Annotated in this window: 4 protein-coding genes, 1 tRNA gene and 2 rRNA genes; 1 reads left to right on the top strand and 6 read right to left on the bottom strand. The window is 65.9% G+C overall.

What is annotated here, in order from left to right; genetic code table 11:
* Positions 1-56: 56 nt before the first annotated feature.
* Positions 57-725 (bottom strand): response regulator, encoded by a 669-nt coding sequence (locus CP976_RS31565; RefSeq protein WP_150483354.1) that lies wholly within the window; start codon positions 723-725, stop codon positions 57-59.
* A 307-nt stretch (positions 726-1,032) separates the two neighbouring features.
* Positions 1,033-6,501: a HAMP domain-containing protein gene (locus CP976_RS31560; RefSeq protein WP_150483353.1), complete on the bottom strand. Its 5,469-nt coding sequence runs from the start codon at positions 6,499-6,501 to the stop codon at positions 1,033-1,035.
* A 378-nt stretch (positions 6,502-6,879) separates the two neighbouring features.
* Between CP976_RS31560 and CP976_RS31550 the strand changes: the two genes are divergently transcribed.
* Positions 6,880-9,633, top strand: coding sequence for a SpoIIE family protein phosphatase (locus CP976_RS31550; protein ID WP_150483352.1), 2,754 nt, complete (start codon positions 6,880-6,882; stop codon positions 9,631-9,633).
* 43 nt (positions 9,634-9,676) lie between these two features.
* On the opposite strand, the gene CP976_RS31545 is transcribed toward CP976_RS31550, so the two are convergent.
* From CP976_RS31545 to CP976_RS31530, 4 genes are all read right to left on the bottom strand, one after another.
* Positions 9,677-9,752: transfer RNA gene (locus tag CP976_RS31545), tRNA-Thr, on the bottom strand.
* Between the two features lie 73 nt (positions 9,753-9,825).
* Positions 9,826-10,488, bottom strand: coding sequence for a DegT/DnrJ/EryC1/StrS family aminotransferase (locus CP976_RS31540; RefSeq protein ID WP_150485580.1), 663 nt, complete (start codon positions 10,486-10,488; stop codon positions 9,826-9,828).
* A gap of 114 nt (positions 10,489-10,602) precedes the next feature.
* Positions 10,603-10,719: ribosomal RNA gene (gene rrf / locus CP976_RS31535) — 5S ribosomal RNA — on the bottom strand.
* A gap of 95 nt (positions 10,720-10,814) precedes the next feature.
* Positions 10,815-13,934: ribosomal RNA gene (locus CP976_RS31530) — 23S ribosomal RNA — on the bottom strand.
* Positions 13,935-14,120 lie beyond the last annotated feature (186 nt).

Genomic DNA, 14,120 nt, shown 5'->3' with positions numbered 1-14,120 from the left:
GGAGAGGCACAGAACTGACGCGCGCTCATGGGCGGGCAACGACGCCTGCCCGGGCGTCAGTTCTGCGAGGACACCGACGACGTGCTCCCGGTGCCCGGCTCCAGCGCGTCCAGCGCCCGCCGCAACCCCGTGAGCTTGCGCTCCAGATGAGCCGCCGTGGCCACCGCCGCCGCGTCCGTCGAGTCGTCGTTGAGCTGCTTGGTCAGCGCCTCGGCCTGCTCCTCGACGGCCGCGAGCTCGGCGAGCAGACCGGCCGACTCCTTGGCCTCACCGTCCGCGTCCTTGCCGTTGCCCTCCAACTGGAGCCGCAGCAGCGAGGCCTGCTCACGCAGCTGGCAGTTCTTCATGTACAGCTCGACGAAGACGGAGACCTTCGCACGCAGCACCCACGGGTCGAACGGCTTGGAGATGTAGTCGACCGCGCCCGCCGCGTAACCCCGGAAGGTGTGGTGCGGCCCGTGGTTGATCGCGGTGAGGAAGATGATCGGGATGTCCCGGGTCCGCTCCCGCCGCTTGATGTGCGCGGCTGTTTCGAAGCCGTCCATGCCCGGCATCTGGACATCCAGCAGAATGACCGCGAAGTCGTCCGTGAGCAGCGCTTTGAGCGCTTCCTCCCCGGACGATGCCCGCACCAGCGTCTGATCGAGCGCAGAGAGGATCGCCTCCAGCGCAAGCAGATTCTCCGGCCGGTCATCGACCAGGAGGATCTTGGCCTTCTGCACCATGGCCCGCCCTCCTCGCCCCGGCGTGGGGCCTCCCCTGTCCGCAGGACCTGGGGTCGCACCGGTGGGTGCCGCCCCAGGGGACGACTCCCTTGCGCCGCCCGTCCTTGTGCCGGTCATCGTAGCCGCACCCCGCCTGTCGCCACACCCTGTCACCGGGATGTCACTGTGCACATAGCAGAAACGCAGCAGGAGACCAGAAGGTTCCCCAGATCTCGTACTTCTACACGACTATGCGCACACTGAGTCCGCAACTCCGTGTGAACACCGAACCTTCCCGCCAACGTTGCGTAACGGTCCAACGTTCCCCTCATTCCCCTCGCATCCACTGATCCATCACCGTCAGCAGGTGATCGGGGTCGACCGGCTTCGTGACGTAGTCGGAGGCGCCCGACTCGATCGCCTTCTCCCGGTCGCCCTTCATCGCCTTCGCGGTCAGCGCGATGATCGGCAGCCCGGCGAACTGCGGCATCCTGCGGATCGCCGTGGTCGTCGCGTACCCGTCCATCTCGGGCATCATGATGTCCATCAGGACGACCGCCACGTCGTCGTGCTGCTCCAGGACCTCGATGCCCTCACGGCCGTTCTCGGCGTACAGCACGGACAGGCCGTGCTGCTCCAGGACGCTGGTCAGCGCGAAGACGTTGCGGATGTCGTCGTCGACGATCAGGACCTTCTGGCCGCCGAAGCGGATGCCGCGCCGCGGCTTCGGCGCCGCCTCCTGCTCCGCGGGCGTCCACTGCTCCGGCTGCGCCGGGCGCGGTGCCAGCTCCGGCATCCTGCGGCGCCGCCGGAACAGGGCGGCCGGACCGTTCTGCGTCTCGTTGTACGACTTCACCTCGGCCGGCGTCTCGACCTCGACCTCGGACAGCTCGGACAGCTCCGGCGTTGCCATCAGGTCACCGGGCTCCAGGGCCGGGAGCTGCTGCTGGTAGCCCTGCGGCGGCAGTTCGCTGGGGTGCAGCGGCAGGTACAGCGTGAACGTCGAGCCGCGGCCCGGCTCGCTCTGCGCGTAAATCTCACCGCCGAGCAGCTGGGCGATCTCCCGCGAGATGGACAGCCCGAGACCCGTACCGCCGTACTTGCGGCTGGTCGTGCCGTCGGCCTGCTTGAACGCCTCGAAGATCACCCGCATCTTGCTGGACGCGATGCCGATTCCGGTGTCGGTCACGGAGAACGCGATCAGCTCGGCGTCCGGGTCGGTCAGCGACCCGGTCTCCAGCAACTGCTCCCGGATCTTCTGCGGCACGTCGTCCCGCGCCGGCCTGATGACCAGCTCCACCGACCCGGAGTCGGTGAACTTCACCGCGTTGGACAGCAGGTTGCGCAGCACCTGGAGCAGCCGCTGCTCGTCGGTGTGCAGCGTCGCGGGCAGCTCCGGCGACACCCGGACGGACAGGTCCAGGCCCTTCTCCGCGGTCAGCGGGCGGAAGGTGGCCTCCACGTAGTCCACGAGCTGGACGAGCGCGATCCGCGTCGGGGAGACATCCATCTTGCCCGCCTCGACCTTCGACAGGTCGAGAATGTCATTGATGAGCTGGAGCAGGTCGGAACCGGCTCCGTGGATCGTCTCGGCGAACTCGACCTGCTTCGGGGAGAGGTTCCCCTCGGCGTTGTCGGCGAGCAGCTTGGCCAGGATCAGCAGCGAGTTGAGCGGCGTACGCAGCTCGTGCGACATGTTCGCCAGGAACTCGCTCTTGTAGCGCATCGACACGGCGAGCTGCTCGGCGCGCTCCTCCAGGACCTGGCGCGCCTCCTCGATCTCGGTGTTCTTCACCTCGATGTCGCGGTTCTGCTGGGCCAGCAGCTCGGCCTTCTCCTCCAGCTCGGCGTTGGACGCCTGGAGGGCCTTCTGCCGCTGCTCCAACTCCGCGGAACGCTCACGCAGTTGCTCGGTCAGCTCCTGCGACTGCGCCAGCAGCAGCTCGGTCTTGGTGTTGACGGAGATGGTGTTGACGCTCGTCGCGATCATCTCGGCGATCTGGTTGAGGAAGTCCTTCTGAATCTGCGTGAACGGCGTGAAGGACGCCAGCTCGATGACGCCGAGCACGCTGCCCTCGAACAGCACCGGCAGCACGATCACCTGCGCGGGCGGCGCCTCACCGAGCCCCGAGGAGATCTTCAGATAGCCGCTCGGCGCGTTCTCCACCAGGATCGTGCGCTTCTCCTCGGCGGCCGTCCCGACCAGCGCCTCACCCGGCTGGAACGACGTCGGCATGGAGCCCATCGAGTAGCCGTACGAGCCGAGCATGCGCAGCTCGTACTGGTCCTCGTCCGCGGCGTTCATGTCCTCGCCGTCGACGAGCGGCATCGCCACGAAGAACGCGCCGTGCTGCGCGGACACCACCGGCGTCAGCTCGCTCATGATCAGCGAGGCCACGTCCTCCAGGTCCCGGCGGCCCTGCATCAGCGCGGAGATCCGGGCCAGGTTGCCCTTGAGCCAGTCCTGCTCCTTGTTGGCGATCGTGGTGTCGCGCAGGTTGGCGATCATCTTGTTGATGTAGTCCTGGAGCTCCTGGATCTCCCCGGACGCGTCCACGTCGATCTTCAGGTTCAGATCGCCGCGGGTCACCGCGGTCGCCACGCGCGCGATGGCACGCACCTGCCGGGTCAGGTTCCCGGCCATCTCGTTCACCGACTCGGTCAGGTCCCGCCAGGTGCCGTCCACGTCACGCACGCGTGCCTGACCGCCGAGCTGTCCCTCCGTACCCACCTCGCGGGCTACTCGGGTGACCTCCTCGGCGAAGGACGACAGCTGGTCGACCATCGTGTTGATGGTCGTCTTCAGCTCCAGGATCTCGCCGCGCGCGTCGATGTCGATCTTCTTCGTCAGGTCACCCTTGGCGATGGCCGTGGTCACCATGGCGATGTTGCGCACCTGGCCGGTGAGGTTGGACGCCATCTGGTTCACGGACTCGGTCAGGTCCTTCCACGTGCCGGCCACACCCGGCACGTGCGCCTGCCCGCCGAGGATGCCGTCCGTGCCCACCTCACGGGCCACCTTGGTGACCTGCTCGGCGAACGAACTCAGCGTCTTCACCATCGTGTTGATGGTGTCGGCGAGCTGCGCGACCTCACCGCGCGCCTCGATCGTGACCTGCCGCGTCAGGTCGCCGTTGGCGACGGCAGCGGAGACCTGGGAGATGTTCCGCACCTGAGTGGTGAGGTTCTTGGCCATCAGGTTGACGTTGTCGCTCAGGTCCTTCCAGATGCCCGTGACCCCGGGCACGTGCGCCTGGCCGCCCAGGATGCCCTCGGTGCCCACCTCGCGGGCCACCCGGGTCACCTGCTCGGCGAAGGAGGACAGCTGGTCCACCATCGTGTTGACCGTCGTGACGAGCTCGAGGATCTCGCCCTTGGCGTCGACGGTGATCTTCTTCGACAGATCACCCCGGGCGACCGCGGTCGTGACCTCGGCGATGTTGCGCACCTGGATGGTCAGGTTGTTCGCCATGCCGTTCACGGACTGGGTGAGGTCCTTCCAGGTGCCGGAGACACCCTGCACCTCGGCCTGGCCGCCCAGGATGCCCTCCGTACCCACCTCACGGGCCACACGCGTGACCTCCTGGGCGAACGACGACAGCTGGTCCACCATCGTGTTCAGGGTGTTCTTCAGCTCCAGGATCTCGCCGCGCGCGTCCACGTCGATCTTCTGCGACAGATCACCCCGGGCCACCGCGGTCGCCACCTGCGCGATGTTGCGCACCTGCGCGGTGAGGTTCCCGGCCATGCCGTTCACGGAATCGGTGAGGTCACGCCACACACCGGCGACGCCGGGCACCTGCGCCTGACCGCCCAGCCGGCCGTCCGTACCCACCTCGCGCGCGACCCGGGTCACCTGGTCGGCGAAGGCCGAGAGCTGATCGACCATCGTGTTGATGGTGTTCTTCAGCTCCAGGATCTCGCCGCGCGCGTCCACGTCGATCTTCTGCGACAGATCACCCCGGGCCACCGCCGTCGTCACCTGCGCGATGTTGCGCACCTGGGAGGTGAGGTTCCCGGCCATGGAGTTGACGGAGTCGGTGAGCTCCTTCCACGTGCCGGACACGCCGTCCACCTGAGCCTGACCGCCGAGACGGCCCTCCGTGCCCACGTCCCGGGCCATCCGGGTCACCTGGTCGGCGAAGGACGACAGCTGATCCACCATGGTGTTCACGGTGTTCTTCATCTTGAGCATCTCGCCGGAGACGTCGACCGTGACCTTCTGCGAGAGGTCACCGTTGGCCACCGCCGTCGTCACCTGCGCGATGTTCCGCACCTGTCCGGTGAGGTTCCGGAACGCCGTGTTGACGGAGTCCGTCAGGTCCTTCCAGGTCCCGGCCACTCCCGGCACCTGCGCCTGACCGCCCAGCTCACCCTCGACACCGATCTCGCGGGCCACACGGGTCACTTCGGCACCGAAGGCGGAGAGCTGGTCGACCATCGTGTTGACGGTGTTCTTCAGCTCCAGCATCTCGCCGGCCACGTCCACGGTGACCTTCTGCGACAGATCACCGTTGGCCACGGCCGTCGTCACGGCGGCGATGTCCCGCACCTGAGTGGTCAGATTCCGGAAGACCGTGTTCACCGAATCGGTGAGGTCCTTCCACGTCCCCGCCGCACCCGGCACATTCGCCTGACCACCGAGCCGCCCCTCGGCCCCGACCTCGTTGGCCACACGCGTGACCTCGTCCGCGAAGATCCGCAGCGTCTCGGTCATCTGGTTGATCGTCTCGGCGAGCTGCGCGACCTCGCCCCGCGCCTGCACGGTCACCTTCCGCGACAGGTCACCGTTGGCGACCGCCGTCGTCACCTCCGCGATCCCGCGCACCTGGGCCGTGAGGTTCCCCGCCATGGTGTTGACGGAGTCGGTGAGCTCCTTCCACACACCGTCCACCCCGGGCACCTGCGCCTGCCCGCCCAGCGCACCCTCGGTGCCCACCTCGCGGGCCACCCGGGTCACCTCGGAGGAGAACGCCGAGAGCTGGTCCACCATCGTGTTGACGGTGTTCTTCAGCTCCAGCATCTCGCCGGCCACCTGAACCGTGACCTTGCGGGACAGATCACCCTTCGCGACCGCCGTCGTCACCAGTGCGATATCCCGCACCTGAGCGGTGAGCCGGTACGCCATCGTGTTGACGGAGTCCGTGAGATCCCGCCACGAACCCGACATACCACGCACTCGGGCCTGCCCACCCAGCTTGCCCTCGGTGCCCACCTCACTGGCCACACGCGTGACCTCGTCGGTGAACGTCGACAGCTGGTCGACCAGGTTGTTGACGGTCCGCCCGACCTTCAGGAACTCGCCGCGCAGCGGCTGCCCGTTCCCGTCCGGCACCTGCGTCCGCAACTCCATACGCGGCGACAGATCACCCTCGGCCACCGCGGACAGCACCCGGCTGACCTCGGAAACGGGCCGCACCAGGTCGTCCACCAGGGCGTTCGAGTTGTCGATCGCGGTCGCCCAGGAGCCCTCACAGGCCCCCGTCTCCAGCCGCTCGGTGAGCTTGCCCTCCCGGCCCACCATCCGCCGCACGCGCGAGAGCTCACCCGTCAGATGCAGATTGCGGTCGGCCACCTCGTTGAAAACCGCCGCGATCTCGGCCATCACGCCGTCCCCGGACACGGTGAGCCGCTTGCGGAAGTTGCCGTCCCGCATCGACACCAGGGCAACCATCAGCCGGTTCAGGGCTGCCGTGTCCACTTCAGTCGTGCCGCTACGCACTTTGCCCTGACTACTTGGGGACTGTCCGCCTTTCGCGCGCGCCTTCTTGCCACGCGTCGCTGCGCCAGACTCCACTGTGTCCCTCCCGCAGGGGTCGACCGTCACTGCTGTGCTGAGGTACCACGCTCGGCGTACCGGTTACTACTGCGTATTCTCCGCCCTGCATACCAGGCCGTTCCCAGGGGGCTGCTGCCCCCCGTACGCAGAAGACACTCAGCCTGCCCGGACTTTCACAAGAAGCTTGCCCAGTGTTTCACCCTGGCCGAACCAGGCCATAACAGTTCGGCAGCTTCGCACATCGTCCGCACACCCTCCGGACGGAAACACTGCAGACCGGCATCCGCATGGACCGCGAAGGTAAGTAACCTTGCATCCGGCTGTCCAGCCACGCCGGTCCGTCCGGCCTGGGCGGTGGCACGAAGACGAGCGGGCATCGGAGGGGCGGCCGCACACATGACCACCGGACTGATCCCTGGGGGACAGCCCCCGGACCCCCGGCCGACGGGCGGCCTGCCGCAACAGCGGCGCGAGCCGGTCGGCCACGCAGCCCAGCACGTCGAGAACCGGTCGAGGAGTTCTGTGATCACCGCGCGAGCGGCCGCCAGTTTCGAGCCTGTCGGGCGATCTGTCGCGAGCGCCCGCTCCTTCGTCCGCGACACCCTCCAGGGCTGGGGCTTCGCCGACATCGTCGACGACGCCGTTGTTCTCACCAGCGAACTGGTGACCAACGCCGTGGTCCACGCCGGCACCTCCGCCGACCTGCTCTGCCTGCGCAGCGACGAGGGCGTGCGCATCGAGGTCGCCGACCGCTACCCCGAGCGGGAGATCCCGCTCCAGGCTTCGGCCATCAACATGGGCAGCCCCGACCGCGAGGGCGGACGCGGCCTCCAGCTGTGCGCGGCCCTCGCCGGCCACTGGGGCGTCGAGTACACCCCCACCCACAAGACCGTCTGGTTCCAACTCGACCTCCCGGCCCGGGCGGTGGGCACGCGCGCGGCCGGCCCGGCCCTCCCCGCGGACCTCCTCCCCCTCGCCGACGGCCGGGTCCGCGTGGCCGTCGTCCAGATCGACCGCACCGGCCACATCACCGCCTGGAACGAGGACGCCGAGGACATCTTCGGCTACCCGGCCGAGCAGGTCACCGGCAAGCCCCTGACCGACCTCGCGGCCTGGCCGCACACCCCGGGCACCAGCACCGGCATCGCGGAGGCACTCCAGCTCTCCCGCTGGGAGGGCAGCTACGGCATCCGCGCCGCCGACGGCCGCGTGACCCCCGTCTACGCCTCCCACCTGCGCGTCCGCGACACCGGCGGCGAACCGTCAACCGTGTGCCTCCTGGTACGCGACCACGAACGGGCAGTTCTTCAGACGCCTCTGCGCGTCCCCGCGTCCGACACCGGCGCCACCTCCGAGGGCCAGAGCACCGACCCCTTCGAGGTGTTCATCGGCTACCCCGCCCCGGACGACCTCGACGGCCTCCTCCAGCGCACGGTCGAACGCGCCCGCGACATGCTCGACGGCGACTCCGCGTTCCTCCTGCTGGCCACCGACGACGAGACGGAACTGGAGGTCCGCGCTTCCACGGGCCTGCCCTCCGCCCGCCAGCGCTTCGCCCGCGTTCCCGTCGAGGCAGGCTCCGGCCGCTACGGCTCCGCCCGCATGCCGGCCGTCCACGACGACCTGACGGCCGTCCCCGGCGCGGTGCCGCTGCTGAACGGCACGGGCATGCGCTCGGTCGTCACGGTCCCGCTGAAGGTCGAGGGCCGCCTCACCGGCTCCCTCGGCGTCGCCGCCGAAGCCCCCGGCAGATACTCCAACGAGGAGGCCCTGCGCCTCCAGTTCGCCGCCGACCGCATCGCACTCGCCGTCGAATCGGCCCGCCTCGGCGAACTGGAACGCCTGCGCCGCGGCTCCCTGAACTTCCTCGTCGAGGCCTCCGACCTGCTCGCCGGCACCCTGGACCGCGACCAGACCCTGGCCCTGATGGCCCAGATGACGGTCCCCACCCTCGCCACCTGGTGCGCCGTCTACACGATCGCCCACCAGGCCTCCGAGCCCTACCTCTCGTACGTCCTGCACGAGGACGAGGAACTCATCGACGGCATCAAGTCCCTGCTGTCGAAGGTCCCCCCGCCCGACCCGGTCCCCACCCCCGGCGCCCGCGTCTGGACGGCCCCCGCCGAGGTGGCCCACCAGGCGGCCCTGCGCAGCTCCATGCGCAGCCTCGGCCTCAGCGGCGGCCCGACCCACCAGGTCACCCCAGGCATCGGCCCGACCCTCGCCACGGCATCCGCGGTGGGCGGCGAGACGGTCGTCCTCCCCCTGGTCGCCCGCAACCGTGTCATCGGCATGCTGACCCTCGGCAAGCCCACCGACGAACACTTCCGCCAGGAGATCCTGGAACTCGCCGAGGACCTGTCCCGCCGAGCCGCCCTGGCCCTGGACAACGCCCGCCTCTACTCCGAGCGCACGGCCATCAGCCAGTCCCTTCAGCGCAGCCTCCTCCCGCCGGAACTCCCCACGATCGAGGGAGTCGAGGTCGAGGTCATCTACCGCGCCGCCGGCGAGGGCAACGAGGTCGGCGGCGACTTCTACGACGTCTTCCCCATCCGCGACGGCGCCTACGGCTTCGCCATCGGTGACGTCTGCGGCACGGGCCCGAACGCGGCGGCGGTCACGGGCCTGGCCCGCCACGCCCTGCGCCTCCTGGCCCGCGAGGGACTCAGCGGCCCGGCGGTCCTGGAGCGCCTCAACTCCGCCATCCTCGACGAAGGCGCCCGCAGCCGCTTCCTCACCCTCCTCTACGGCGAGATGCGCCCCCAGGAGGACGGCAGCGCCGAACTCAAGGTCGTCTGCGCCGGCCACCCGCTCCCGCTGCGCCTGCGCCAGGACGGCTCGGTGGAACCGGCGGCCGAACCCCAGCCGCTCCTCGGTGTCATCGACGACCTGGAGCTCTACGAGCAGACGGTCACCCTCGACCCGGGCGACGTCCTGCTGTGCGTCACGGACGGCGTCACCGAACGCCGTGAGGGCGCCCGCATGCTGGGCGACGACGGCCTCGCCGACGTCCTCACGACCTGCACGGGCCTCACGGCCGGCGCGGTCGCGGCCCGCATCATGCGCGCGGTGGAACGCTTCGCGTCGGACGCCCCGTCCGACGACATGGCGATCCTGGCGATGCGCGTCCCGGGACTCCACAAGGACTAGGACATGAAAAAGGCCCCACCCTCACGGGTGGGGCCTTTTCTGCTGGAGCCCCCAAACGGAATCGAACCGTTGACCTTCTCCTTACCATGGAGACGCTCTACCGACTGAGCTATAGGGGCCTGTCGCCAGCGGGGTTTCCCGCGCGGCAACGGAATAGATCATACCCCGAACAGACCCGTGCTCCCAACCACGTCAGAAGGCGGGCTGGAGAAGCCCTCCAAGGGCATTACAGGCGGACACGATCCGCTGCATGTCCCGCTTGGTCAGCGTGGCGTCCACAGGCAGTGCGAGCGTCTCGTCGGAAGCCCGCTCCGTCTCCGGCAGAGAAACACACCGCCGGAATTCGGGCAGGCGATGCACCGGAGTCTTCACCGGGACCCGGCACTCGACTCCCTTGGCCCGCACAGCCCGCGCGAACGCGTCCCGATCCGGTCGCCCGTTGCCCGGAACCCGCACGACGTACTGCTGATAGGTGTGGCCATCACCGTCGTCCGGCGTCCGCACACCCCTCAACTTCGCATGGAGATAAGCCGCCCGCTCCCTGCGCTGGGCTATCTCGTCGTACGGCGCCTCGGACTCCCCCTGCTCGAGCACGAGCAGTCCGTGCCGCGCTCCCAGCGCGTGCAGCCGCGCGATGTCGGCGAGCCGCCCGAAGCGGTGTACGACCACCACGGCCGCGGTCCGCGCAGTCATCGCCGCCTCCACAGCGGAGGCGTCCAGGCAGTAGGTGACCGGATCTATGTCGGCGAACACCGGCATCGCCCCGGCCTTGGCCACGGCCTCGGCGACCTCGACGTTCCCGAAGGCCGGCACGACGACCTCGTCACCGAGTCCGACACCGGCGGCCCTGAGCATTGCAGCAGTACCCATACCGTGGATGCTGATCGCGCAACGTGAACTCCAAGTGACGGAGAACAAAAAAGGGCTGGACCCGTAACCGAAGTTACGGGTCCAGCCCTGTCAAAATTTGTTCGGCGGCGTCCTACTCTCCCACAGGGTCCCCCCTGCAGTACCATCGGCGCTGTAAGGCTTAGCTTCCGGGTTCGGAATGTAACCGGGCGTTTCCCCTACGCTATAACCACCGAAACACTATGAAACTGTGGAACTATGCCGCACCATACCGTGGCCATGGCATGGGGCTGTTCGTGGTTTCAGAACCAACACAGTGGACGCGAGCAACTGAGGACAAGCCCTCGGCCTATTAGTACCGGTCAACTCCACACGTTACCGTGCTTCCATATCCGGCCTATCAACCCAGTCGTCTACTGGGAGCCTTACCCTCTCTAGGAGGTGGGAGTCCTCATCTCGAAGCAGGCTTCCCGCTTAGATGCTTTCAGCGGTTATCCCTCCCGAACGTAGCCAACCAGCCATGCCCTTGGCAGAACAACTGGCACACCAGAGGTTCGTCCGTCCCGGTCCTCTCGTACTAGGGACAGCCCTTCTCAAGACTCCTACGCGCACAGCGGATAGGGACCGAACTGTCTCACGACGTTCTAAACCCAGCTCGCGTACCGCTTTAATGGGCGAACAGCCCAACCCTTGGGACCGACTCCAGCCCCAGGATGCGACGAGCCGACATCGAGGTGCCAAACCATCCCGTCGATATGGACTCTTGGGGAAGATCAGCCTGTTATCCCCGGGGTACCTTTTATCCGTTGAGCGACGGCGCTTCCACAAGCCACCGCCGGATCACTAGTCCCGACTTTCGTCCCTGCTCGACCCGTCGGTCTCACAGTCAAGCTCCCTTGTGCACTTACACTCAACACCTGATTGCCAACCAGGCTGAGGGAACCTTTGGGCGCCTCCGTTACTCTTTAGGAGGCAACCGCCCCAGTTAAACTACCCATCAGACACTGTCCCTGATCCGGATCACGGACCCAGGTTAGACATCCAGCACGACCAGACTGGTATTTCAACGACGACTCCACACTAACTGGCGTTAGCGCTTCACAGTCTCCCAGCTATCCTACACAAGCCGAACCGAACACCAATATCAAACTGTAGTAAAGGTCCCGGGGTCTTTCCGTCCTGCTGCGCGAAACGAGCATCTTTACTCGTAGTGCAATTTCACCGGGCCTATGGTTGAGACAGTCGAGAAGTCGTTACGCCATTCGTGCAGGTCGGAACTTACCCGACAAGGAATTTCGCTACCTTAGGATGGTTATAGTTACCACCGCCGTTTACTGGCGCTTAAGTTCTCAGCTTCGCCACCCCGAAGAGTGACTAACCGGTCCCCTTAACGTTCCAGCACCGGGCAGGCGTCAGTCCGTATACATCGCCTTACGGCTTCGCACGGACCTGTGTTTTTAGTAAACAGTCGCTTCTCGCTGGTCTCTGCGGCCACCCCCAGCTCACCGTGTAAAACGGATCACCAGTGATGGCCCCCCTTCTCCCGAAGTTACGGGGGCATTTTGCCGAGTTCCTTAACCATAGTTCACCCGAACGCCTCGGTATTCTCTACCTGACCACCTGAGTCGGTTTAGGGTACGGGCCGCCATGAAACTCGCTAGAGGCTTTTCTCGACAGCATAGGATCATCCACTTCACCACAATCGGCTCGGCATCAGGTCTCACCCTCAAGTCATCCGGATTTACCTAGATGACGGGCTACACCCTTACCCCGGGACAACCACCGCCCGGGCTGGACTACCTTCCTGCGTCACCCCATCACTCACCTACTAACCGCTTGGTTCGGCGGCTCCACCACTTTCCTTTCCCCGAAGGGTCCGGAACGGCTTCACGGCCTTAGCATCACGATGCTCGATGTTTGACGCTTCACAGCGGGTACCGGAATATCAACCGGTTATCCATCGACTACGCCTGTCGGCCTCGCCTTAGGTCCCGACTTACCCTGGGCAGATCAGCTTGACCCAGGAACCCTTAGTCAATCGGCGCACACGTTTCTCACGTGTGAATCGCTACTCATGCCTGCATTCTCACTCGTGAACCGTCCACAACTCGCTTACGCGGCTGCTTCACCCGGCACACGACGCTCCCCTACCCATCACAGCACCCGTTGGGGCTATAGCTGCAATGACACGACTTCGGCGGTACGCTTGAGCCCCGCTACATTGTCGGCGCGGAATCACTAGACCAGTGAGCTATTACGCACTCTTTCAAGGGTGGCTGCTTCTAAGCCAACCTCCTGGTTGTCTCTGCGACTCCACATCCTTTCCCACTTAGCGTACGCTTAGGGGCCTTAGTCGATGCTCTGGGCTGTTTCCCTCTCGACCATGGAGCTTATCCCCCACAGTCTCACTGCCGCGCTCTCACTTACCGGCATTCGGAGTTTGGCTAAGGTCAGTAACCCGGTAGGGCCCATCGCCTATCCAGTGCTCTACCTCCGGCAAGAAACACACGACGCTGCACCTAAATGCATTTCGGGGAGAACCAGCTATCACGGAGTTTGATTGGCCTTTCACCCCTAACCACAGGTCATCCCCCAGGTTTTCAACCCTGGTGGGTTCGGTCCTCCACGAAGTCTTACCTCCGCTTCAACCTGCCCATGGCTAGATCACTCCGCTTCGGGTCTTGAGCGTGCTACTCCACCGCCCTATTCGGACTCGCTTTCGCTACGGCTTCCCCACTCGGGTTAACCTCGCAACACACCGCAAACTCGCAGGCTCATTCTTCAAAAGGCACGCAGTCACGAGGCAAGCACAAGTGCTTGCCCGACGCTCCCACGGCTTGTAGGCACACGGTTTCAGGTACTATTTCACTCCGCTCCCGCGGTACTTTTCACCATTCCCTCACGGTACTATCCGCTATCGGTCACCAGGGAATATTTAGGCTTAGCGGGTGGTCCCGCCAGATTCACACGGGATTTCTCGGGCCCCGTGCTACTTGGGTGTCTCTCAAACGAGCCGCTAATGTTTCGACTACGGGGGTCTTACCCTCTACGCCGGACCTTTCGCATGTCCTTCGCCTACATCAACGGTTTCTGACTCGTCTCATGGCCGGCAGACCATGAAAGAGAGATCCCACAACCCCGTATACGCAACCCCTGCCGGGTCTCACACGCATACGGTTTGGCCTCATCCGGTTTCGCTCGCCACTACTCCCGGAATCACGGTTGTTTTCTCTTCCTGCGGGTACTGAGATGTTTCACTTCCCCGCGTTCCCTCCACACTGCCTATGTGTTCAGCAGCGGGTGACAGCCCATGACGACTGCCGGGTTTCCCCATTCGGACACCCCCGGATCAAAGCCTGGTTGACGACTCCCCGGGGCCTATCGTGGCCTCCCACGTCCTTCATCGGTTCCTGGTGCCAAGGCATCCACCGTGCGCCCTTAAAAACTTGGCCACAGATGCTCGCGTCCACTGTGCAGTTCTCAAACAACGACCAGCCACCCGTCACAGCCCGCTCACGCGAACTTTTACCGGGGCCAGCGACTGAGGAAAAATCCATTCCCTCAGACACCCAACAGCGTGCCCGACACCCCTGGCCTCTCGTGGTCCGCGTTCCACGCTCCGAAGAGCAGTACTAGCA

It is taken from the genome of Streptomyces coeruleorubidus (assembly GCF_008705135.1).
GTDB lineage: Bacteria > Actinomycetota > Actinomycetes > Streptomycetales > Streptomycetaceae > Streptomyces > Streptomyces coeruleofuscus.
The sequence above is the reverse complement of the archived record's forward strand: the minus strand, read 5'-3'. Positions and strand labels throughout refer to the sequence as shown.